The 23,734-nt window shown below is 63.2% G+C and carries 17 protein-coding genes; 10 read left to right on the top strand and 7 right to left on the bottom strand.

Translation table 11 applies throughout. The annotated features are described in order from the left end of the window. The first annotated feature begins 42 nt into the window (after window positions 1–42). A complete protein-coding gene (gene glpD / locus FNA46_RS01215; RefSeq protein ID WP_142880516.1) occupies window positions 43–1,560 on the top strand; it encodes a glycerol-3-phosphate dehydrogenase in 1,518 nt (505 codons plus the stop codon). Between the two features lie 822 nt (window positions 1,561–2,382). Here the strand turns inward: glpD and FNA46_RS01210 are convergent. The 7 genes from FNA46_RS01210 to FNA46_RS01180 form a co-directional block, all read right to left on the bottom strand. Continuing rightward, entirely contained in the window at window positions 2,383–4,566 is a 2,184-nt protein-coding gene (locus FNA46_RS01210) for a tetratricopeptide repeat protein (RefSeq protein ID WP_142880515.1), read from the bottom strand. Then, on the bottom strand, window positions 4,557–5,597 hold the full coding sequence (locus FNA46_RS01205; RefSeq protein ID WP_425468651.1) for a family 8 glycosyl hydrolase: 1,041 nt from the start codon (window positions 5,595–5,597) through the stop codon (window positions 4,557–4,559). The genes FNA46_RS01210 and FNA46_RS01205 overlap by 10 nt, the downstream gene beginning before the upstream one ends. Then, the gene (locus tag FNA46_RS01200; protein ID WP_142880514.1) at window positions 5,594–8,167 is read right to left on the bottom strand and encodes a cellulose biosynthesis cyclic di-GMP-binding regulatory protein BcsB; all 2,574 of its coding nucleotides are present in this window, start codon (window positions 8,165–8,167) and stop codon (window positions 5,594–5,596) included. The genes FNA46_RS01205 and FNA46_RS01200 overlap by 4 nt, the downstream gene beginning before the upstream one ends. Next, entirely contained in the window at window positions 8,164–10,323 is a 2,160-nt protein-coding gene (gene bcsA, locus FNA46_RS01195; RefSeq protein ID WP_142880513.1) for a UDP-forming cellulose synthase catalytic subunit, read from the bottom strand. The genes FNA46_RS01200 and bcsA overlap by 4 nt, the downstream gene beginning before the upstream one ends. Window positions 10,324–10,363: 40 nt before the next feature. Further along, window positions 10,364–11,266 (bottom strand): cellulose biosynthesis protein BcsN, encoded by a 903-nt coding sequence (gene bcsN, locus FNA46_RS01190; RefSeq protein ID WP_142880512.1) that lies wholly within the window; start codon window positions 11,264–11,266, stop codon window positions 10,364–10,366. Window positions 11,267–11,707: 441 nt separating this feature from the next. Beyond that, the gene (locus tag FNA46_RS01185; protein ID WP_425468650.1) at window positions 11,708–11,983 is read right to left on the bottom strand and encodes a WGR domain-containing protein; all 276 of its coding nucleotides are present in this window, start codon (window positions 11,981–11,983) and stop codon (window positions 11,708–11,710) included. 77 nt (window positions 11,984–12,060) lie between these two features. After that, window positions 12,061–12,984 carry a helix-turn-helix domain-containing protein gene (locus tag FNA46_RS01180; RefSeq protein WP_142880510.1) on the bottom strand — a complete coding sequence of 308 codons (924 nt, stop codon included), beginning with the start codon at window positions 12,982–12,984 and terminating at the stop codon, window positions 12,061–12,063. A gap of 165 nt (window positions 12,985–13,149) precedes the next feature. Here FNA46_RS01180 and FNA46_RS01175 point away from each other — a divergent pair, with 165 nt between their 5' ends. The 9 genes from FNA46_RS01175 to minE all read left to right on the top strand — a co-directional run bounded on the left by FNA46_RS01175 (window position 13,150) and on the right by minE (window position 23,531). After that, window positions 13,150–14,382 carry an ABC transporter substrate-binding protein gene (locus FNA46_RS01175; protein WP_142880509.1) on the top strand — a complete coding sequence of 411 codons (1,233 nt, stop codon included), beginning with the start codon at window positions 13,150–13,152 and terminating at the stop codon, window positions 14,380–14,382. Window positions 14,383–14,471: 89 nt separating this feature from the next. Beyond that, complete coding sequence (locus FNA46_RS01170; protein ID WP_142880508.1) at window positions 14,472–15,380, top strand: carbohydrate ABC transporter permease; 909 nt, start codon at window positions 14,472–14,474, stop codon at window positions 15,378–15,380. Next, window positions 15,380–16,231 (top strand): carbohydrate ABC transporter permease, encoded by an 852-nt coding sequence (locus FNA46_RS01165; protein WP_142880507.1) that lies wholly within the window; start codon window positions 15,380–15,382, stop codon window positions 16,229–16,231. The genes FNA46_RS01170 and FNA46_RS01165 overlap by 1 nt, the downstream gene beginning before the upstream one ends. Further along, window positions 16,228–18,333 (top strand): alpha-galactosidase, encoded by a 2,106-nt coding sequence (locus FNA46_RS01160; protein WP_142880506.1) that lies wholly within the window; start codon window positions 16,228–16,230, stop codon window positions 18,331–18,333. The genes FNA46_RS01165 and FNA46_RS01160 overlap by 4 nt, the downstream gene beginning before the upstream one ends. Continuing rightward, a complete protein-coding gene (locus FNA46_RS01155) occupies window positions 18,326–19,420 on the top strand; it encodes an ABC transporter ATP-binding protein (RefSeq protein WP_142880505.1) in 1,095 nt (364 codons plus the stop codon). Before FNA46_RS01160 ends, FNA46_RS01155 begins: the two co-directional genes overlap by 8 nt. Continuing rightward, entirely contained in the window at window positions 19,420–21,351 is a 1,932-nt protein-coding gene (locus FNA46_RS01150; RefSeq protein ID WP_142880504.1) for a beta-galactosidase, read from the top strand. Before FNA46_RS01155 ends, FNA46_RS01150 begins: the two co-directional genes overlap by 1 nt. A 340-nt stretch (window positions 21,352–21,691) precedes the next feature. Continuing rightward, on the top strand, window positions 21,692–22,429 hold the full coding sequence (minC, locus tag FNA46_RS01145) for a septum site-determining protein MinC (protein WP_142880503.1): 738 nt from the start codon (window positions 21,692–21,694) through the stop codon (window positions 22,427–22,429). Window positions 22,430–22,458: 29 nt separating this feature from the next. Continuing rightward, a complete protein-coding gene (minD, locus tag FNA46_RS01140; RefSeq protein WP_142880502.1) occupies window positions 22,459–23,274 on the top strand; it encodes a septum site-determining protein MinD in 816 nt (271 codons plus the stop codon). Then, window positions 23,271–23,531 carry a cell division topological specificity factor MinE gene (gene minE, locus FNA46_RS01135; protein WP_142880501.1) on the top strand — a complete coding sequence of 87 codons (261 nt, stop codon included), beginning with the start codon at window positions 23,271–23,273 and terminating at the stop codon, window positions 23,529–23,531. The genes minD and minE overlap by 4 nt, the downstream gene beginning before the upstream one ends. Window positions 23,532–23,734 lie beyond the last annotated feature (203 nt).

Genomic DNA, 23,734 nt, shown 5'->3' with positions numbered 1-23,734 from the left:
CTCACATGTGATGCGCGGCCCGGTCGCGCCCAGGAGAAGCCGATGTCCGACGCCCCCGTATTTGATCTTTTCGTTATTGGCGGTGGTATCAACGGCTGCGGCATCGCGCGTGATGCGGCAGGGCGCGGCTATCGGGTTGCCCTGGCGGAAATGAACGATTTTGCTTCCGGCACCTCGTCCGGCGCGACGAAGCTCATCCATGGCGGCCTGCGGTACCTGGAATACTACGAGTTCCGTCTGGTGCGCGAGGCGCTGATGGAGCGTGAGGTGCTGTGGGCCATGGCGCCGCATGTCATCTGGCCGCTGCGCTTCGTGCTGCCGATCCAGAAGGGCGGCGTTCGTCCCGCCTGGCTGGTGCGGCTTGGCCTGTTCCTTTACGACAATCTCGGGGGGCGCAAGCTGCTGCCGGCCACGAAGACGCTGAACCTGATGCGTGACGAGGCTGGGCACTCGCTGAAGCCGGAATTTCGCCGGGCTTTCGAATATTCCGATGGCTGGGTGGATGATGCGCGCATGGTGGTGCTGAACGCCCGCGATGCCGAGCAGCGCGGCGCAACGATCCTCAGCCGCCGCAAGGTGGTGTCCGCCAAGCGCGAAGGCGGCGTGTGGGAAATCAACACACGCGCCCAGCAGGATGGCCGCCTCGAAACCCATCGCGCCCGCATGGTGGTGAATGCCGCCGGTCCCTGGGTGGATCAGGTGCTGGCCGGCGCCATGGGTCGCAACAATGCGCACAATGTCCGCCTCGTGCAGGGCAGCCACATCATCGTGCGCAAGAAGTTCAACCATTCCAGGGCCTATTTCTTCCAGAACCCGGACAACCGCATCATCTTCGCCATCCCCTACGAAGGCGATTTCACGCTGATCGGCACCACCGACCGGGACTTCAAGGAAGACCCGAAGGACGTGCGCATCACCCAGCAGGAAGTCGATTATCTCTGCAATGCGGCGAGCGAATATTTCAAGGAGCCGATGCGGCCGGACGACATCGTCTGGAGCTATTCGGCGGTGCGTCCGCTGTTCGACGATGGTGCCTCCAAGGCGCAGGAAGCGACGCGCGATTACGTGCTGAAGGTGGAATCGCCGGATGGTGCCGCGCCGCTGCTCAACGTGTTCGGCGGCAAGCTCACCACCTATCGTCGTCTGGCCGAGCATGCGCTGGAGAAGATCGGCGAGGCGATCGGCGCCAAGGGCCAGCCCTGGACGGCCGGCAGCCATCTGCCCGGCGGCGATTTTGCCGTGACCGAGGTGAAGGAGATGGTCGACAGCCTTGTGGCCTGGGCACCCTTCCTCGACCGGCGCCATGCGGAACGTCTGATCCGCTGCTACGGCAGCGATGCCCGCGCCGTTCTTGGCCGGGTGTGCAAGGCGGATGATCTCGGCCGCCACTTCGGCGGTACGCTCTATGAGGCGGAAGTGTCCTGGCTAATCGAGAAGGAATGGGCGGTGAGCGCCGAGGATATCCTGTGGCGTCGCACCAAGCAGGGTCTGTTCCTGAGCCGGGAGCAGGCCGCTGATCTGGACGCCTATCTGACCGAGCGATTCGCGGCCGTGGCCTGACCTTCATCCGATGGGGAACTAGGCCTGACGCGGCGGCGGCAGGCTTTTCCCGTTTCATTTGTCTGCCGGATGGGCAGTTCAAGCCTGCGCCAGCCCCCCTCGATCTGTATCCCGCTGCGTGATCCGCTTGCCATGAGCGCCGGCTCTCTTCCCCGTTCAGGTTGCACACTCATGTGCGGTATCTACATTAATTATTGCGAAAATTATATTTTGCTTATGTCGAAACTCTTCATGGTTGCAGGTCGTCCGCCTTGTGATGATGTCAATAACCTCCGCAAGAGAGACGCAATAACCCCTCACTTCTGAGTGACTTTACTCATTTTGACGATGTTATTCTGAGAATATGTCGTCTTTTGCCTACGTTATGCCGCATAGCTGTTTAAACTTTGAGTTAAGAACCTTCTTGCTTACTATTTGATAAACTGACTATAGAAGTGACTGGAAATGAACATGCCGCAGGCATTGAAAGTGTGAAGCTTGATGAACGCATCCCCGAATTACGAGAAGATCGGTCTGCTCGTCGTGGTAGGCGCTTTTGTGGTCTATTTCCTGCTGTCCGGCGGTATTCTCTAGGACATATAAGACATATATGAATCCGCCACGGCGTGCGACACGTGCTGGCGCGCGGATCATGGCGGCAACGGCACCAAATGGAGCGTTGCCGGCGAAAACAGGATCGCCCGAAACGCGTTATCCTTTTGTTGTGAGGCAATTCCGGACGCAAAACTGGTTCCCGCTTTTGCGGGAATTGCTGCAAACATCGGTTGAGACGAGAGAGAGGCGGTTTCGCCGGGCTGCTGCTGGGACGCTGACAGCGGCTTGTCAGCCGTTGTGATCGTCCATCGATCGAATTTCCTCGACACCCTTCATGGCATCCCCGTTGCCGACCTCCGCCAGCACGCGGAAGATCTGCAGGGCACTCGCCGTATCCCCCAGCGCGCGATAGGCATTGGCACGCAGGATCATCAGGTCCGTCGTTTCGGCCTTCAGCGCTGCTCGCTGGTCAAGATAGATCAGCGTTTCCCGGTAGCGCTGGGCCGAGAATGCCGCAAGCGCCCGATTTGCCAGGATGGCCACCTGCAGTTCGGCGGCACGCGCTGGCCGCAATGGTGATTTTGTCGCGGCGACGGCGGCGCTGTCGGTCAGGCCGAGCCGGAGGTAGGCAAGCGACTGGCCGTAGGCGGCATCTTCACGAATGGCGACAGTCGGGCTCTTCAGGGCTGCCTCGAAGGCCTCTGCCGCTTCAAGCGGACGCTGAAGATCCATCAGGCACCAGCCCTGCATCAGTTGCTGCTGCGCCGTGGCGGGTGCAGCATTGATGGCGGTTGCCTGGCAGGCCGACTGGCGCGCGGGTCTGCGTGGTTCCGAAGCCGTCCGCACCGTCGGGCTCGCGGGCCTTGGCGGCATGGGCTGGCGGGTCGCTTCCTCCCGTTCGACCCTTTCAACAGGTGCCGGGGCTCTAGCCGTGCGGGGCTCCCGCGGTACGGTCGCGGTGGCCACACCTTCGAAGTAGGCGGCAATGCGCGGCGACTTGTCTACCCAGTTGCGCTGGATCTCCGCAACGCCCGGGCGATCATTGAGCGAGTCCCGTGCGATCAGAAGGCCATAGGCGGAGGGCTCGTCTTGCGGATCCCATCGCAGGGCCGTTTCGAACCAGCGCGCCGCCACCTGCGGCTGCTTGAAGGCTTGCGCATACCAGCCAAGCTGCTGCGCGCCGGCCACGTATTTGGCATTGAGGATTTCGCTCGCCATCCGTGTCAGGATTTCAGGCGCAATGACGGGTGCGGGCGTCAACGCAAGGAAATTCGTGGCGGAGGCCAGATAGGTCGCCTGGGCATCGTCCGAATCGGCGCGCCAGGGGAATATCACGGCCTCGGCCTCGCCGGGCCTGCCGCGGGCAACCAGAATGAGGGCCAGCCCCTGCGCCGCCGAGGCCGAAGGTTCGCGGTCGATTGCCTTGCGAAACCAGGGCTCGGCACGGTCGAGATCGCCCTTGCCCCTCAGGTACCAGCCGAGCAGCAGCATGTCGGCGACATCATTCCCGCTTGTGGCCAGCGCCTCCAGCCGGTCGACATCGGCCGGGTCGACGTCCGTTCGCTTCGCCTTGTTGGCTTCCGCAACGGCGCGCCGTGCCAGTCCGTCACGCAACGAGGCAAATTCCGGCTGTCCGTCAGGCAGGGTCCGCTCAAGGGCGAGAAGCGGCTTCACATCCGCCAGCGGCAGCAGATCGAGCGCCTTCTGTGCGGTCGCCAGCCGTTCCTGCGGATTGTCGCAATGCTGCAGGATGTAGCGATAGGCATCGACGCCGCGCTGCCTGCGCTCGGTGCGCACGAAGGATTCGGCAATCCGCCAGAGCACGTCGACATCGCTGCAGTTGAGCAGGTTCGGATTGCTGGCACCCAGTTCGATGACGGTCGCATACTGCTTCTGGTCCGAGGCATTGATGAGGCGCGTGCGTGCTTCCCCAAGCGCCAGGCGGTTCAGAAGATCGGCTGGCGGCGTCCAGCCCGGCTCACGGGTCTGCCGGTCGGTGATCGCAGCCCTTACCTCGGCATAGCGCCCCTCGGAATAGAACTGCCAGAGTTGCTCCAGTTGCCGGTCGACATTCTGCGGGACGGCCAGAGGATCGGCCGGCGGCGTCCAGTTCGGATAAAGGGCGCGAAGGCGTGCGATCTCGGCCTGCAGGCGCGCGGTATCGCCGCGGCTTGCGAAGTAACGCAAGGCGCTGAGATCGGGTTCGCCGCTCGGGGCTGCGACCGGCTGTGGCTGGGTGGTGGGCGTATCCTGCACCGTGCGGACCTGCGCCACACGGCTGCCGGTCGCGCTGCGTGCGTCGTTGGCGACGGCGTCATCGATCGCGCGGAGCCTGCCCTGTCGCTCAAGCGAGAGCAGAGGCGCCGATCCCGCATGGGTGTCCTGCGCGGCGGAAAGATCCGGCACGGCGGCGAGAAGGCCGATGGCAAGCGGCACAGCGGCGAGCGCCGCCTTCCTGTGCGTCATAGACATGCCGCATGCTCCTCACGCAGGAAGGACAGCGCCAGCAGTTGCAGGGTTGCCGGAAAATAGAGATTCGGCTGGAACTGCTGCAGGGTTTCCGGCACCTTCGTTCCATCCGTCAGGCAGTCGAGCAGGCTGAGGATGATCATGTAACCCTTGTCCGTCAGCGGTTGCAGCCGCTTGCCGGTGGTGAGGTCGACGGTTGCCATTGGCTGGTCATCCGAGGCAAGCGACTGCCGCAGGCGGCCGAGCATCGAGGCTTCGGCAACGCCGGAGCGGGCGAGATAGAGGGGAATGCGGACGGAGTTGTAGCCGAAGATGCGTTCAAAGCCGGGGGCGGGGCGGGGCGCAGTGCGCAGGCTTACCCATTCTGCCGGAAGCTTGGCCGGTCCGAACTGCAGCGACTTCATGAAGTAAAGCCCGTCGGTGGTCAGAAGCTCCCAGGCATCGGACGGTGCGAGCGCATTCATCACCGGAAAGGCTTCGAAGATCCAGTAGGACGGATTGATGATCGGCCCGTCCTCGCGGTCCCTGGCGGAAAAACCGTTGGCGCCCGGCAGAAGAATGGTGCGACCCGCATGCTTGACAACCGCTTCCTGGAGGATTGCCTTGGCGATCCGCGTGGCTGCGGCCACATATTCCTTGTTGTTCCAGGACGCGCCGGCAAGCGCAAGCGCATAGGCGATCAGCATGTCGCCGTCGGTGGCGCTGTTGATGTCGGTCACGTGCGGGCGCGCCTCCGGATCCCATTTCCAGGCCGCCAGCCCGTCGTCACGCAGCAGAAGCTCGGTGCGCGTGAAGTGCCAGATGAGTTCGAAATCCGAACGGTTGTCCGCGAGATAGGCGAGCAGCAGGCCGTAACCCTGGCCTTCGCTGTGGCTGATGCCATGATTGCCATTGTCGATGATCCGGCCGCCGCGATCCAGGAACCGTGTCTTGTACTGCATCCACTCCTCCTCATTGATCGAGGCGTCGGCATGGGCCAACGACGCCTGCACGAGGATAACGAGTGTCATGATGATCGACAGCCAAGGCTTCACGTACGGCGTCCCATTTTCGAGAGCATAAGGGTTGTCGCCACACCCAGAATCGCGCAGAGGACGACAACCACAATAGCATATATTAGAATATTGCTGGACAACCAATTGGTAGCAATCAGACGCATATTTGCCAGCGAAAAGGGAAGCGTCTGGGTGAACTTCACATCCGTGGCCGGGCGTACGATCACTTCGTCGGTCTTGGCCCGATAGACCGTCTGTCGACCTGCCAGATAGCGCCACTTCTCCTGTTCCGTCAGTCCGACCACGCCGTCGCGCAGGTCGGTGGAGGTCGAGGCGATGGCTGCTGTCCAGCGGGCGCCGCCGCCGGGGCTCAGCGTCTGGCTGATGAGGACGGTGTCGTGGACGCTCGGCTCCATCAGCCCGACGCGCCGGTGCAGGATGTCGAAGGATTCAAGCGATAGATCGAAGCTGCGGCGCAGCCACCGCTCGAGGGCGGCAAGCCTGTCACCGAACAGGGATCCGCTTACCTGTGAGCGCCATTTGCTCATGCTGGCGGGGGTGTCCTCCTTGGGTGTGGAAATGCCGCCCACCTGCGGATGCCAGGTGGTGATTGCGACCGGATCGATGCCGAACTGCGTCAGCAGCTTCGGCGGGATCTGCGAGACCGTTCCGACGAACAGCGTCTCGCGCTCGGCCGTCGGTTGCGAGGTGGTCCCGATCTCGATGCGGCTCGTGCGTCCATCGGCCATTGCGCGCTTGCCGAGCAGGGTCGTGGCGGCGCTCAGCGTGTCCGGCTCCAGACGATCGACGGAGAGAATGAGCGGTGTCGTCGTTTCGCCGAAGGGTACGGTCCCCCTCAGCGCCGAAAGATTGGGGATCTGTCCCAGACGGGCAAAGTGCGGCATCACCCAGCGTGAACTGTCGAAGATGGCAAAGCGCGGCTTGTTGGCGGCCGGCGTTCCCGGCAGGCAGACGGCATCGGTGGCCGTATCGAGCATCACCTCCACCCGGATCCGGTTGTGGCCCGGCTGGATGTGGCGCAAGGGGACCTTGATCGGCAGCTGGTTGAAGATGCCGCCGTCGGTTGCCTTGATCGGCAGCGTGGAGGCGATGTTGTCGTTCACATAGACGTCGATATGGCTGCCGGGCAGCACCTCGTCGGTATAGGCGGCATCGAGCAGCAGCGTCGCCTCGCCATAGGCATTGGCATAGAAATCGGAGGGAATAGCAATCGAGAAGGCGGTGCGCAGGCGCCGGCCGCTGAATTCCACGGTCTGCACGCCGAACTGCGAGAGCGGAATGTTTTCGCCCCCCAGCATCATCAGCGGATCGGGTGCAATCCAGCGCTGCGTCGTCATGCTTTCCTGGCCGGTGCCGTCGCGGCGTTCGACGGTGCCGATGATGGTATCGACCGCGCCGCGGATGCTGTCCCAGGTCGGGCCCGTGACGAGAAGGGTTTCGCCGGCCTCGCCGTGTCCGGGCAGGATGGTTGCAATCGCGGCCTGCCGGGCGGATTCGGGGATCTGCGGATAGAGCGGCTGCAGTTCGCTCCAGGTGCCGATGATGAGGCCAAGCTGGCCGCGTCCCGGGGCTGGAACATTGGTGGGCGAAAACCGGAAGGAGAGGTTCGGCATTGCGGCCATCAGCGAGAGGCCCTCCGACAGCTGGATCACCGTCGTTGCCGCGCTTGTCTGGCCAAGCGCCGGCATCAGGACCTGGAACTCCGAACGACCTTCCCCGTCAACGCCGATGGCCCGCACGGTTTCCTGAAGCGAATCGGGCGTCTGTCTTTCGCTGTTGAGAACGAGGAAGGTTTCGCTTGGGTCGATTTCCGTCCACAGATCATAGGTCGAGCGCAGGTCGCAATCGGTGCGATGCCGCTGCGTCGCGAGGAGCCGGACGCGGTTCGTGCCGGCCTGCAGCAGCCCGGGCGGTATGTGGACGCGCACGGTACGTGGCGCATCGGCTGCGCCGATCGCCTCGTCGACCAGCAGATTGCCATTGATGAACACCTTGAGCGCGGAGGCTTCGGGTGCCACGACCACGGCGTTCTGGAAGGTGAGCTGCAGCTCGGTCTGTCCGGATGCCTCGTCGTCTTCCAGATAGATCGACCAGTTGCGTTCCGCATATTCTCCGTCCAGCACCAGACGATGCATCGGCACCAGATAGCGCCGCCGTCCCTTTTCCGAGACCTCCGCCGCCGCGGCAGGTTTCTGTTCCGCTTTCTGTTCCGCGACTGGTGTCGTGCGCGGTGTTTCCGGGCGTGCGGGGCCGGAGGGGGCGGGGATACGCTGGACCGGCTGCGGTGGTGCCTGTGCCGGAGACGGCGTCGCCGGTGTTGCGGCCTGCGCCGTGGGGGGCGTCGCGGTGCGGGCCGGTGTCGCGGATGCGGGAGCCTGCGGTGGTGCCGCAGGCGTTGCCGCTGGCTGCTGCTGGACGGGCACCTTGCGCGCCGGGATCTGCGGAACCGTCACTGAAGGCGCTGGCGCCGTCAGCGTGGAGCGCTCCGGCGACATGTCGAAGGGGGCAATTTCCTGGCCGATGGCCGGGGTGATGAGTGCTGCCATGCTCATCAGCAGCGGCAGCGCCGTGCAGGAGGACCTGGTCATGCCGGCCTCCCGCTGATGCTGCGGATGAAATAGCTAAGGCCGCGGCTGGTCTGGTAGAGCGCGAGCCCCAGGAACCAGATGCTGCCGCGCAACAGGCCCGGGTTCTTGCGTCGCCCACGCTGGAACTGCTCCCATTGCGAGGAATTGGCAAAGATAAGGTCGGCGATCCAGCGGTGGTCGCGGGCATTGGCCGGCATGTACTTGCAGCCGAGCGTTGCCATTTCGCCGCTCGACTGGGCGGTGCGCACCAGAAGCGACAGGTGCGCCATGTCCTCGCCGCCATGCGGCTTGAAACGGATTTCCACCGCACTGTCGTGCGTGAGCGTGCCAAGATCCTTGCCATAGGCCTGCAGGCGCATGCCGCCGACGGACACGTCCTCGATGGAGGCAGGATACCACTGGCCCTCGAAGCCGAGTTCGCAGCGCCGCCGCACCCGGAACCTGCGCGAGGAGGCGCGATCGCGACGCTCTGACACCACCCCCAGCGCACAGCCGGCAATGATGATGTTGAGCAGGTTCCAGCCGCCCACAACCAGGATCACGTCCGCATTGTAGGGCTCCGTATAGATCCGGTAGATGGTGACGAGGAAGGCTGCCACCAGCACGGCAAAGATGATGAAGAAGGGACGACCGAGTTCGGAGACGTGGTCAGAGGAGACCGTCTCGTCCTTTGCCGTGACCTTGAAGGTCGGCTTGCGCGGGTTGAGCATCACCGAAACCACCGCCGGCAGAAGGTGGACCGTCTGGATGTACTCGTAGAGTTCCGAGATCCAGGGCCAGCGGAACGACCCGTAGAGATAGTTCTGCAGCATCATGTTCACGAGCATGTAGGCGCTGGTATAGGCCAGGAACTCTCCCCCCGACGAGGTGAAGATCTCAAGCCCGAAGAACAGATAGGCCAGCGGCGCCAGCAGGAAGGTGATGCGGGTGAAGGGGAACAGCCAGAACAGCGTGGACGACATGTAGCACAGTCGCTGCGGCAGCGAGAGGCCGCGCCTGAGCAGCGGGGCCTTGAAGCGCAGGATCTGCATCATGCCCTGTGCCCAGCGGCTGCGCTGCGCGATGAAGCTTGCAAAGGTCGCCGGCTGCAGGCCGGCGATCAGCGGCTTGTCGACATAGATGCTGTTCCAGCCGGCGCTGTGCAGGACGATTGCCGTCTCGCAGTCCTCGGTGATGCTGACGCCGTTGAAGCCGTTGGATTCCTGCAGGGCCGTGCGCCGCAGCACGGCAGCCGAGCCGCAGAAGAAGGCTGCATTCCAGCGGTCGAGGCCCTTCTGGATGATGCCGTAGAACATTTCGTTTTCGCTCGGCATTCTCTCGAAGGTCTGGAGGTTGCGTTCCAGCGGATCCGGATTGATGAAGAAATGCGGGGTCTGGACGAGGAAGAGCTTCGGATCGTCCTGGAAATGCCCGACCGTCTCCAGCAGGAAGTTTCGCGCAGGCGCATGGTCTGCATCGAAGACGGCAATCAGTTCGCCCGTGGAATGGGCAAGCCCGTTGTTCAGGTTACCGGCCTTGGCATGCTCGTTGCGCTCGCGCGTCAGATAGTTGACCTCAAGCAGTTCGCACAGCTGGCTGAGCGCCCGCGAGCGGGCGATCGCCGTTTCCGCTTCGCGAACGTCGTGCGAATGCTGCTTCTGCTGGGTGCCTCCATCGTCGAGCAGCCAGATCTGCAGCTTGTCTTCGGGGTAATCCAAAGCCTTTGCTGCTGCCAGCGTATTGGCCAGCAGGTCGTGGTCCTCGTTGTAGGAGGGAACGAAGACATCGACATGCGGCAGCGCCTTGCGATCGAGCGTGTGCTCGGGCCGGGTGGGCAGCGGCAGGGCCACGATGAACAGGCTGAGGCCGAGCATCATCACGCTGTACATTTCCGCGAGATAGACGAGGAAGCCCGGGATGAAGTTTTCCAGCTGGCTGATCGGCGGAATGGTTTCCGTCGTGCGCCAGAAGACGTAGCGGATGACGATCGAGGTGCCGAGTGCCAGCGTCACCAGTCGCCATTTGCCCTCCGGTGCGGTGATCTTCAGCACCGTGATCAGCACGATAATGGTGAAGCTGAGGACAAGCTGCGTCTGCATGCTGACCGGCAGAGTCAGCACGGCAATCACGAGGGCTGATGAGAACGCCCAGAAGGCGACATTGCGGGCCATGTCCATGCTGTCCCTTGGAAACGAGATACGCGATCGTGGCATGTCATCACTGCCTTGCAGAGCAGCCGGTGCCGCCGGGCTCTGATGCCAGGCAATCCGGCATGGGCAGGAGCGGCAGGGGCGCTTGTGCCGCATTCGGCCGCGCGGAAGGTTGCGTCTCCGCAGGGCCGGCCTTCGTGTCGGCCTTGCCGGTGGTCCCGGTGGAAGATCCGGTCAGCGCATCCGGCAGGGGAATTGTTATCTCCGGCCGCTGCGGTTCCGTAACAGCGGCCGGTGTCTTTCTTGGTGTGGTGCGGACCGTGGCCGTGGTCGCAGCCATGGCCGGCTGTCTTGCGATTGCCCGTTCCATCGACGTGTTGACGCCGAAGGCGTAGGTGGCGGGGACCACGGGGTCCGGAGGCAGCACCTGGCGTCCGGCATAGGCCATCAGCGGCGATACCGGCTCTGCCGAACCATAGGGGTTCCAGATTTCTCCCGGAAAGGTCCCCGTCACGGTGTACCCATACATGACGTGTAGCAGATCTCGTTCGCTCGCGGTATGATCGCACAGGCGTGCGCGAACCTGGATCATGCCGAAATCGCGCCCTATCCCGCTTGGCGCGGCGCGCGAACGGATCTGCTGCCAGCCGTAAAGGCAGGTATCGCCTGAACTGCTGCGGCCGCTGGCATAGCCGATCGGGCCATAGGCATTGCGCAGGAAATTGGTGTTGGCGGCCAGCCGGACGCCGGGGGCTGCCACGATCATCTCGCGGCGCAGCGTCTGCGGCGTGATCGGGCTGTAGTCCATGCTGGGGCGGCCTGCCTTGCTGATGCCGCCGGTGTAGCGGACCTTCAGGTAGTTCTGTCCCGTCACCGAGGAGGAGGTCGTCAGCCAGACCGTCTGTTCCAGCCCGTTGCTGTAATCCTGCTGAACCACGCCAACCATGGCGAATGAGCCAGGTGGTGGCATGATGAGTGCAGATTCCCGTTGAACGAGTGCTGGTGCGCGTGGTGCCGCGATCTCACCGCTCGTCTGGCATCCCGCCAGAAGGGCGCACGCGGCCACGGCCACGGCACCTGCGCAGTTGAAAGAGACTGCCTTCGTCACATCGTTTCCCCGAAACTCATCCACGGGCGCTTCGAATCATGAAGCTTTACCAAACGCTCACAGATAACGAACGTGATGGTTAAGGAATGTTTAATTATTTGAAGATCTTATATAACTCGTTGCAAAATGATGCGGATAAGGCCGCATATGTCCAGGCGCTTTCGCGCCGGCGATCGACTTTTGTTATGCTTTTGAGTGTGTCGGGGAGGAGGGCGCAACCGAACCGATCCGGCCTGTTTTGGCAGGAGGCCGGGGCAGTACTATCGGCTGAGGCCCTGCCTTGGGGAGCTTTCGCTCAGGATGTCAGTGCGCTCGTGCGTGCGGCGGGCGGGGGCGATAGCCGCGCCGCCGCTTGCTTGCCAGCAGTCGCAGAAACAGTCTGACGGCATCTTCCTCGCGGGCAAACAGATGCACCCGCGTCTGGCCGCCGGTACCGATACGGCCCCAGCATCGGATCAGCGAGAGATCGCCGAACAGCGTCGGAGCAATGGCAAGCGAATAGTAGCGCGCCATGTTTTGCTGCGGATCGATGCGCTCGATGTAGATCTGGTAGAGGTGCGTTCCCATGACCCTGAGCATCGGGCGGGGCGCTTGTCCTGTCCAACGAGAGATTTGAATCGGTCCGTACCGACCGATTCACGACGTTGATGGAAGGCTCAGCCGGTCGCGGCAAGGGCCGGCCGCATGCGGCGGCGGTACTGCACGGGCTTTTCCTTGAAGCGCCGCTGGAAAGCCTCGTAGAAGGTGGACAGCGAACCGAAGCCGGATTCGTAGGCCACTTCGGTGATCGGCAGGTCGGTGGCGATCAGCAGCGATTGCGCCGTATCCAGCCGGTGGCGGATGATCGCCTGGTTGATCGTCATGCCGACGGCCTTGCGAAACAGCGTCATGGCATAGTTCGGATGCAGGCCGGCGGCGCGCCCGACATCTTCCGCGGAAATATCGCTGAGCGCGCCTTCGCCGATGAAGCGCAGCATGTTTTCCACATGCAGCACCCAGTCCGCGTCGCGCTGGCCGGAGGTGGGGATCGCGGCACCCTGTTCGCGCAGGTCACGCCAGCCCTCGCGCTCGATGCGCATGACGCGGGCGGTCAGTTCCGAACGCACGATCTCCATCACTTCCGGATCGCCAGACAGCAGTTCGTCGCGCCAGCGCAGAAACACCTCGCGGTCCCAGGGCCGGATGTCGAGCGCCTCGATGACGGCGCCGCGGAATACCGCGTCGCGGAAGCGGCTGAGGCTTGCAAAGCCCAGAAACACCGACATCGGCACGTAAAGACAGACGAAGCGCGTGCCTTCCGCCCGGTCGATCACCTGGTGCGGGATCATTCCCCAAAACAGGCAGAGGCGGTTCTCGTCCACCGTCAGCGCGCGGCCATCAAACCAGTACGTCATGCGTCCCGACAGCACGAAGTTCAGCTCGATCTGGCTGTGCATGTGTGGCCCCGCCATCTTCTGCACCTCCAGTTGCGCGCCGGCGCAAAACCGGTGATCGCCGAAGATGACCAGCGGATGGCGCGGGTCGTGATCGGGATGAACGGGCACGGATTCATCCTGAATGTGAAGGGACTGCAGGTTCATGTCTTAGGATTCCGGAAAACTTCCCCTGAAATTCGGTAGAACATTACGGATTTGAATTTGATGATCAAGCCGAGTTCAAGATCGTCCACCGGCAGTCGGGGCTGTGCGGTGACTTGGCTCCCTCAATTGTCCACGCGACTGCATACCGGTCATAGGGAGGAAATCATGACCTTTATTCAAGGCCTGCAAGGGCTTGCGCTGTCTGCCGCCTTCATCTCCTCGGCGGCGTTTGCAGGTGAGATCACCATCAATTCCGACCACTCCGATCCCGTGCCGAAGAAGGCGATGGAAGAGCTGATCGCCGATTTCCAGAAGGCGAACCCTGACATCAAGGTGAAGTGGAACAATTTCGACCACGAGGGCTACAAGTCCGCGATCCGCAACTTCCTGACGGCCGATGCGCCGGATGTCGTTGCCTGGTATGCCGGAAATCGCATGGAGCCCTTCGTCAAGGCCAACCTGTTTGCCGATGTCACCGACGTCTGGACTGCCAATGGTCTTGACGATCAGCTGAAGTCCGCGTCCACCTCGATGACCATCGACGGCAAGAAGTGGGGCGTGCCCTATACCTACTACCAGTGGGGCATCTATTACCGGAAGGACATTTTTGCCCAGCAGGGCATCACCCCGCCCAAGACCTGGGACGAACTGGTGGCCGCCTGCGCAAAGCTGAAGGCTGCCGGCATCACCCCCTTCACCATCGGTACCAAGGCGCTCTGGCCGACCGCCGGGTGGTTCGATTACCTCGACCTGCGCGTCAACGGCTACGACTTCCACATGCAGCTGACCTCCGGCAAGGTTCCCTACACGGATCCGCGCGTGAAGGCTGTGTTCGAGAAGTGGGGCGAACTGGTGAAGCCCGGCTATTTCGTCGCGAACCACGCCGCCATCGATTGGCAGGATGCGATCCCGCAGCTGGTGCAGGGCAAGGCCGCCATGTATCTGATGGGCAATTTCGCCGTCGCGACCATGAAGGATGGCGGGCTCAAGGAAGACCAGATCGGCTTCCTGCAGTTCCCGCAGATCACGGCCGGTCTCCCGGTTTCGGAAGAGGCTCCGACGGATACCTTCCACATCCCGGCTGGCGCCAAGAACAAGGACGATGCGAAGAAGTTCCTCGCCTATGTTGCCTCGCCGGCCGCCCAGTCGAAGATGAATGCGACGCTTGGCCAGCTGCCGGTCAACAACAAGGCGGACAAGCCGAAGGACGTGTTCCTCGAGCAGGGCTTCGAGATGCTCTCCAAGGCGCAGGCGCTTGCACAGTTCTATGACCGCGATGCCAATGCCGAGATGGCCAAGGCCGGCATGGAAGGCTTCCAGGAATTCATGGTGAAGCCGGACAAGGTCGACGCCATCCTGGCCCGCCTCGATAAGGTCCGCCAGCGCGTCTACAAGTAAGATATCCTCCCCGGCGCCGGATGCGGGTTCCCCTCACGGGGAGCCGGCGTCCGGTGCTTCCCATTCCGAAAATTTCCCGAGGTGTTGCCGTGACTCAGGCCGTCTCTCCGCAGCCGAGCTTCTGGAAGAAAAACCAGCAGAAGCTCGCGCCCTGGCTGTTCCTTGCGCCGGGCCTGCTGATGTTCGTCATCTACGTGCTGGTGCCGATCTTCGAATCCATCTGGATCAGTTTTCACGACTGGGACGGGCTCGGCGCCAAGGTCTGGATCGGGCTTGGCAACTATGCGGAACTGCTGCAGGACGACGCCTTCTACACCTCGCTGAAGAACAACATCATCTGGCTGGTGCTGTATCTGCTGTCCATTCCGGCCGGTCTGGCGGTGGCGCTGTTCCTCAACCAGACGGTTCCCGGCATCCGCCTCTACAAGTCGCTGTTCTTCTTCCCCTTCGTGCTGAGCCAGGTCGTCGTCGGCCTGATGTTCACCTGGTTCTATGCGCCCGATTTTGGCCTGTTCTCCAAGCTGATCGAGGAGATTACCGGTCAGCAGATCGCGATCCTTGCCGACGAGCGCTTCGTGACCTACGGCATCATCGTCGCCGGTCTCTGGCCGCAGACGGCCTATTGCATGATCCTCTACCTGACGGGCCTCAACAACATCAATCCGGAACAGGTCGAGGCCGCTCGCATGGATGGCGCCAAGGGGCTGAAGCTTCTCTGGTACGTGATCCTGCCGCAACTGGCACCTGCCACCTTCATCGCCATGGTCGTCACCGTCATCGGCTCGCTGCGCTCCTTCGACCTCGTGTCGATCATGACCGCCGGCGGTCCCTACGGCTCCAGCCAGGTCCTCTCTTACTTCATGTATGAACAGGCGCTGTCGGAATACGGCTTCCGCATGGGCTATGGCGCGGCGATCGCGGTGGTGCTCTTCCTCATCATGATGATCTTCATCACGCTCTTCATCGTGCGGATGATCGCCCAGGAAAGGAACGCCTGATGTTCCCCACACCCATCGAGAAGGCTTCGCCCTTCGTCCAGACGGCCTACAAGGTGGTGCTGCCGATCGCGCTGATCCTCTGGCTGCTGCCGCTGATCGGGGTCGCCATGACCTCGGTGCGGCCGGCGAGCGATCTGGCGGCCGGCAACTATTTCGGCATCCCCTCCGGTTTCGACGGCATCCAGAATTACACGGCCGTGTTCCGCGACTCGCCGATCGGCCTCTACATCCTCAATTCGTTCAAGGTAACGATTCCGACGGTGATCGGCGCGGTGGCACTGTCCTGCCTCACCGGTTTCGCGCTGGCCGTCTACAAGTTCAAGGGCAATCTCGTCCTGTTCTTCCTCTTCGTCGCCGGCAATTTCATTCCCTTCCAGATCCTGATGGTGCCGGTGCGCGACATGACGCTGCGGGCCGGGCTCTATGACACCACGCTCGGCCTTGTGCTGTTCCATGTCGCCTTCCAGACCGGCTTCTGCACGCTGTTCATGCGCAACTTCATCAAGGGCCTGCCGTTTGCGCTGATCGAATCCGCCCGCGTCGAGGGCGTCTCCGAATGGCGGATCTTCCGCTACATCGTGCTGCCGCTGATGCGCCCGGCGATTGCAGCACTTTCGGTGCTCGTCTTCACCTTCGTCTGGAACGATTACTTCTGGGCAACTGTGCTGGTGCAGGGCCAGCACGCCATGCCGGTAACCGCCGGCCTCTATTCGCTGAACGGCCAGTGGGTTGCCGCATGGCACCTGGTCTCCGCCGGTTCGATCGTCGCGGCGCTGCCGCCGGTCGCCATGTTCTTCCTGATGCAGCGGCATTTCATTGCCGGCCTGACGCTTGGAGCCACCAAGGGATGAGTGACATCGTAACCATCGGCGCGGGCGCCTTTGCGCTCAGCCTGCGCCTGCCGGATCTCGGCATGCCGGAAATCCTGAGTTTCGGACAGCCCGCCGTTTCGGCCGAGCCGCTGTTCGACATCGAGCGCTCCAGCCGGGTCAACGGCATGGACATTGCCGTTCCCTCCGCCGTTCTGTTGCCGACCGGCGGCATGGGCTTCTTCGGCTGGCCGGCGATTGCGGGTCACCGGCAGGGCCGCGATTTCGTCGCCCAGTTTGGTGCCTGGCGCATCAGCCGCGAGGACGCGCGCACCGTGCTCCTTGGCACCGATCCTGTCGCGAAGCTGGAGCTTGCCATCGAGATCACCGCCCATGCGAGCGGGCTTCTCTCCATGGCCACAACGCTCACCAATCGCGGGGAGAGCGATTACCAGCTCGACCGCTGCATGGCTGGCACCTTCCTGGCGCCCCAGGGTGCTGTCGAGGTGATGAGCTTCACCGGAATCTGGGGGCGTGAGTTCCAGACCCGGCGTGATGCGCTCGGCAACGGCATCTGGAGCCAGGAAAGCCGGCGCGGTCGCACCTCGCATGACCGTTTTCCCATGCTGTTCATCGAGGGGGCGGACCTCCGCTTCGGCGTGACCCTCGGTTTCAGCGGGAATCACCAGATGGTCATCGACCGCACCGATGACGGCCAGCGGCTGATCCATCTCGGTGAGCTCTTCGAACCCGGCGAGATGATTCTGGGCGCCGGCCAAAGCTATCAGAGCCCGGTTGCCTATGCGGGGCCGGATACGGCGGCCTTCCACGCCTTCGTACGCGGCGAACTGCTCGACTGGCCGGGTGGCCACATGTCGCCCCGCCCGGTGACGCTGAACACCTGGGAAGGCAACTATTTCGATCACCGGATGGATTCGCTGAAGGCACAGGCCACGGCCGCAGCCGAGCTCGGGATCGAGCGTTTCGTGCTGGACGATGGCTGGTTCGGCAAGCGGGACGACGATACCACCAGCCTTGGCGACTGGGATATCGACGCCCGCAAGTATCCCGAGGGCCTGAAGCCGCTCGTTGACCACGTGACCGGGCTCGGCATGCAGTTCGGCATCTGGTTCGAGCCGGAAATGGTCAACCCCGTCTCCGAACTCTACAAGGCGCATCCGGACTGGGCGCTTTCCATCGAGGGCCGCCCGATCCTTGAATCGCGCACCCAGCTGGTGCTGGACCTGACGCGGCCGGAGGTGTCCGACTACCTCTTCGCCAAGATCGATGCGGTGCTGTCCAACCACGCCGTCTCCTACATCAAGTGGGACATGAACCGTGACCTGACCCATGCCGGCGGTCTGGACGGCAAGGCCAAGTTCGCCACCCAGACGCGGGCGGTCTATGCGCTGATGGACCGCGTGCGCGCCGCCCATCCCCAGGTCGAGATCGAAAGCTGCGCCTCCGGGGGCGGCCGCATCGATTACGGCGCGCTGAAGCGCACCCATCGTGTCTGGACCTCCGATTGCACCGATGCGCTGGAGCGACTGGAAATCCAGCGCGGCGCCTCCCGCTTCGTGCCGCCGGAAATCCTCGGCAGCCATATCTCGGCCGTGCCGAACCACCAGACCGGCCGACGCCATACGCTTGCTTTCCGGGCGCTGGTGGCGATTGCCTATCATCTCGGCGTCGAGCTGAATCCGCTGGAGCTGTCCGAGGATGAGCGCAGCGATCTGAAACTCTATATCGAGACCTACAAGCGGCTGCGCGGTCTCTTCCATGCGCCGGGCGCCAATTTCCAGTTGGAACCCGTCGACGGACGCTATGTCTGGGGTGCGGCGAGCGCGGAGAAGATCGTGCTAATCGTCGCGCAGGGACCGCAGATGGTGGGCGAACAGCCGGCGCCGCTCAGGCTGCCGGATAGCGTCACGCGTTTCGGTGGTGATTGGACCATCGAGCGCGTGCTGCCGGCCGAACCCGAATTCATCCGCATCTCCGAGGGGCAAAAGCGCCTCCTGGCTGGTGAGGTCTCCTTCTCGCTCGCCGCCGCCGGCCGCGCCGGCCTGCCGCTGCCGATGCTGAAGCCGGAAAGCGCGATGCTCCTCGAACTTACACCTTTCAAGGGAGGCAAATCCCATGGCTGATGTCAGCCTTCGCAATGTCAAGAAGCAGTTTGGCGCGCTCAGCGTCATCAAGGGCGTCGATCTCGAGGTCAAGGATGGCGAGTTCTGCGTCTTCGTCGGCCCCTCCGGCTGCGGCAAGTCCACCCTTTTGCGGATGATCGCGGGCCTTGAGGACATCACCTCCGGGGCGCTTGCCATCGGCGGCAAGGATATGACCAGTGTCGGCCCTTCCGAACGCGGTGTTGCCATGGTCTTCCAGTCCTATGCGCTCTATCCGCACATGACGGTCGCCGAAAACATCGGCTTCGGCCTCAAGATGACCGGCCATCCGAAGGAACTGATTGCCGAGCGCACCGGAAAAGCGGCGAAGATGCTGCAGCTCGAGGCGCTTCTGCAGCGCAAGCCTGGCCAGCTCTCCGGTGGCCAGCGCCAGCGTGTCGCGATCGGCCGCGCCATCGTGCGCAATCCGGAGGTCTTCCTGTTCGACGAGCCGCTGTCGAACCTCGATGCGGCGCTGCGCGTGCAGATGCGCACCGAGCTTTCGAAGCTGCACCAGGACCTCAAGGCGACGATGATCTACGTCACGCATGATCAGGTCGAGGCCATGACCATGGCCGACAAGATCGTCGTGCTGTCGGCCGGCAAGATCGAACAGGTCGGCTCGCCGCTCGAACTCTATCATCGCCCGAACAATCTCTTCGTCGCCGGCTTCATCGGCTCGCCGAAGATGAACTTCCTGAAGGTGAATGTTACGGCAGGCGAGGGCGGTTCGGTCCGCATCGCCCTGCCGGGTGCCGATCTTCCGCTGCCGACCCATGGCGCCGCCGTCCCGGCCGGCGAGTTGACGCTCGGCCTGCGTCCCGAACACATCGACGCCAGCGGCAAGGGCGACGTGACGATCACCGCCACCGTGAAGCTCGCCGAATATCTCGGCTCCGAGACGCTCTTCTTCGTCACGCTGGCGGATGGGTCGGAACTCGCCGTCAAGGCCGATGGCCTTGCCACGCAAAAGCCGGGCGAGACGCTGACGCTCGGCATCAATGCCAAGGCATGCCATCTGTTCGATGGACAGGGGCTCGCCATCATCAATGGGGATCTGACACGATAATGCTGGGCGTCTGCTATTACCCGGAACATTGGGACGAAAGCCGCTGGGAGAGCGATGCGCGCCGCATGCGCGAACTCGGCATCTCCTTCGTGCGCATCGGCGAATTCGCCTGGTCGAGGCTGGAGCCGCGCCGCGACAGCTTCACCTTCGACTGGCTTGACCGCGCGATCGACGTGCTGACGGCTGCCGGCCTGAAGATCGTGCTCGGCACCCCGACCGCCACGCCGCCGAAATGGCTGGTGGACGAATGCCCCGACATTGTTCCCTATGACGAGCAGGGCCGTCCGCGCGGCTTCGGCTCGCGCCGGCACTACACCTTTTCCTCGCAAACCTGGTGGAAGGAAAGCGCCCGCATCGTCGAGATCGTCGCGAAGCGCTATGGGGCGCATCCCGGCATCGTCGGCTGGCAGACCGATAACGAATATGGCTGCCACGATACGACGCTCTCCTGGGGGCCGGAGGATCTGAAGAGCTTCAAGCGCTGGCTGCGGCTGCGCTACCAGTCCACCGACCAGCTGAACGAGTCCTGGGGTACGGTGTTCTGGTCGATGGAACTGCAGAGTTTCGACGACGTGGCGCTGCCCAACCTGACGGTGACCGAGCCCAATCCGGCGACACGTCTCGATTTCTGGCGCTTCCATTCCGATCAGGTCGCCGCCTATGACAGTATGCAGTGCGAGATCATTCGCAAGCATTCGCCGGGCCGCTGGATCACCCATAACTTCATGGGCTTCGTCTCCGATTTCGACCACTTCCAGGTGGCCGACAATCTCGATCTCGCCTCCTGGGACAGCTATCCCATCGGCTTCGTCGAAAAATTTCCCTTCACCGAGGCGGAGCGCAACCGCTGGGCCGAGACCTCGCATCCAGACATCGCCTCCTATCACCACGATCTCTACCGCGCCGTCGGCAAGGGGCGATTCTGGGTGATGGAACAGCAGCCGGGTCCGGTGAACTGGGCGCCGTGGAACCCGGTGCCGAAGCCCGGCATGGTGCGGCTGTGGACCTGGGAAGCGCTCGCGCACGGGGCCGAGGTCGTCAGCTATTTCCGCTGGCGCCAGGCGCCCTTTGCCCAGGAGCAGATGCATGCCGGCCTGAACCTTGCCGGTCTCGATGAATGGTCGCCGGGCGGGCTGGAAGCGCGCACCGTGGCGGAGGAGCTGACGACACTCGGCGCCTTGCCGCAGACGGACAAGGCGCCGGTCGCGCTCCTCTTCGACTACCAGAGCTACTGGACGACGATGATCCAGCCGCAGGGCCGCGACTTCCGCTACGAGGAGCTGTGCTTCCGCTGGTACGAAGGTCTGCGCCGCCTCGGACTGAACGTTGACTTCGTGCGCCCCGGCGCCTCGCTGGAGGGCTATCCGCTGGTCGTGGTACCCTGCATGACGGAGGTGGACGAGGCAACCCGCGCTGCGCTCGAAAAGGCGGAAGGCACCGTGCTCATCGGCGCCCGCACCGGTTCGCGCGACCGCAATTTCCGCATTCCGCAGAACCTGCCGCCGGGTCCGCTGGCCGATCTCACCGGCAATCGCGTCGTGCAGGTGTCGAGCCTTCGGCCCGGTCTGTCCGATAGCGTTTCGGGCGATGTTTCCGGGGCGGGCATTCGCTGGCGGGAATATCTGGAGACGACGGCAGACGTGCTGGCGCGCTTCGCCAATGGCGATCCCGCCCTGACGCAAAAGGGTAACGTGCTCTATCTCGCCTGCTGGGCCGATGAGGCGCTGCTTGGCGCCGTGCTGACGCAGGTGGCGGAGAAGGCCGGCCTCGACACGCTTCCCGTACCGGACTTCATCCGCATCCGCCGTCGCGGCAATCTGGTCTTTGCCTTCAACTATGGCACCGAAGACTGGCCCCTCCCAACTGGCGTCGAACGCGTTCAGGGTGAGGCCGTGCTGAAGCCGCAGGCGGTAGCCATCTGGCGCGGCTGATCGCGCCGTCGCGCAAGCAAGGTGCAAGGCCCGCGGTCCGGATGGTCCGCGGGCCTTTTCCGTTCTCACCCTGGCTTGGCGGCAGGCCGCTGCCGTGCATGAAAATCTGATTCGCCTTGCAGGGTTGTGCCGCGGTACCCGAAGCGATCGAAGTGCCCTCGCCGGGGGATTTCGTTAACGGCTGATCGCGAAAAACGCGCCGCCGGTAAACCTGCAGAAATCCTAAAAAAACAATGTTTGTCGGCTGTTTACGCCAGGACGCAAGCTTCGCCCATGCTTCAGCGTTAACCCTCTGTTAACCACGCCGGGGATAGGCATGGTCAACGATTTGTTTACGTAGATGACTGAAGTGCTAACAGATTCTCGCTCCATCCGGATCAAGGGCCGCTCGTTTCTGGCGGTGGTTCTGTCGCCGGATCTGCCCCTCGATGACTGGCTCGCGCGCCTTGACGATCTGGCGAAGCGGTCCGCCGGCTTCTTCCTGGGGCGTCCGGTCGTTCTCGATGTGACGGATCTCGGGCTCGACCGGATCCAGCTGAAGGATCTGATCGCATCGCTTGGCGAACGCAATGTCAGCGTGATGGGCGTCGAGGGCGCAAGGCCCTCCGCCATCGGTCCAGGCATGCCGCCGGCGCTGAAGGGCGGCCGTCCTGCCCCCGATGTCGAAGTGACCGAAAGCGAAGCGACGCTCGAGGCGCCGCAGCCGGCCGCGGCCCAGCCGATCATCACGGAAGCGCCCCGCCAGACGCTGCAATCTCTGGTGATCCGCGAGCCGGTGCGCTCCGGCCAGTCGATCGTCTTCACCGAAGGCGATGTGACCGTGGTCGGTTCGGTCGCCTCCGGTGCCGAGGTGATCGCCGGCGGATCGGTTCACATCTACGGCGCCCTGCGCGGGCGCGCCATGGCGGGTGCCGTCGGCAATGCCGGCGCCCGCATCTTCTGCCGCAAGCTCGAAGCCGAGCTGGTGGCGATCGACGGCGTCTACAAGATGGCCGAGGATCTCGACCCCGCGCTGTTGGGCCAGCCGGTCCAGCTGTGGCTGGATGGGGATGCGATCATCGCCGAGAAACTAATTTGAGCCGGAACCGGCGAGAACAGGAGAGCAAGATGGGCAAGGTCATCGTCGTTACATCAGGCAAGGGCGGGGTCGGCAAGACAACCTCCACCGCCGCGCTCGGCGCAGCACTTGCGCAGCGCAACGAAAAGGTCGTCGTTGTCGATTTCGACGTCGGCCTGCGCAATCTCGATCTGGTGATGGGGGCGGAACGCCGCGTCGTCTACGATCTCGTCAACGTCATCCAGGGCGATGCCAAGCTGCCGCAGGCGCTGATCCGCGACAAGCGTCTGGAAACCCTGTTCCTGCTGCCGGCCTCCCAGACGCGCGACAAGGACAATCTGACGCCGGAAGGCGTCGAACAGGTCATCAACGAGCTCAAGCGCTATTTCGACTGGGTGATCTGCGACAGCCCTGCCGGTATTGAACGGGGTGCGACCCTTGCCATGCGTCATGCGGATGTGGCCGTGGTTGTCACCAATCCCGAGGTTTCCTCGGTTCGTGATTCCGACCGCATCATCGGCCTGCTGGATTCCAAGACGCTGAAGGCCGAGCGCGGCGAACGCATGGAAAAGCATCTGCTGCTGACCCGCTACGATGCCACCCGCGCCGAGCGCGGCGACATGCTGAAGGTCGACGATGTCCTGGAGATCCTGTCGATCCCGCTGCTCGGCATCATCCCGGAAAGCACCGATGTGCTGCGCGCCTCCAATATCGGCGCGCCGGTCACGCTGGCGGATGCCCGTTCAGCGCCCGCCATGGCCTATTTCGAAGCCGCCCGCCGGCTGGCCGGCGAAGCCCTGCCCGTGTCCATCCCCGGCGAGAAGCGCGGCCTTCTGTCCAAGATCTTCACGCGGAGGGCCGCATGAGCCTCTTCAAGCTGTTTCGCAAACCCGTCTCCGCCCCGTTGGCGCGCGAGCGTCTGCAGGTGCTGCTCGCCCATGAACGTGCATCTGCCGGATCCGATCTGGTCGCCGTGTTGCGCGAGGAAATCCTCGCCGTCATCGCCCGCCATGTGCAGGTCGACAGCGAGAAGGTCCGCATCAAGGTGGATCGTGACGAACACGTTTCAATCCTCGAGATCGATGTCGAGATCCCGCGCGACGCCACCATGCTCGCGGCCTGACAGGGACATGTTTGCCGGTCCTGTCCGGCGTGGCGTTATCCAGAACAATCTCGGGGCTGCCCATGCGGGCGGCCCCGTTTTGCGTTTTCTCCAGCATCCGATGCCGGCCCACAGAAGCCCCTTCGCCGTGTGTGTATTTTGGGATTGTTTGGGTCTGGTTTTGGGGTGATTTTGGAATTTCCTTTTGTAATCAGTGTGTTGTG

The sequence above is a fragment of the Affinirhizobium straminoryzae genome, from assembly GCF_007004135.1.
Lineage (GTDB): Bacteria > Pseudomonadota > Alphaproteobacteria > Rhizobiales > Rhizobiaceae > Neorhizobium > Neorhizobium straminoryzae.
The sequence above is the reverse complement of the archived record's forward strand: the minus strand, read 5'-3'. Positions and strand labels throughout refer to the sequence as shown.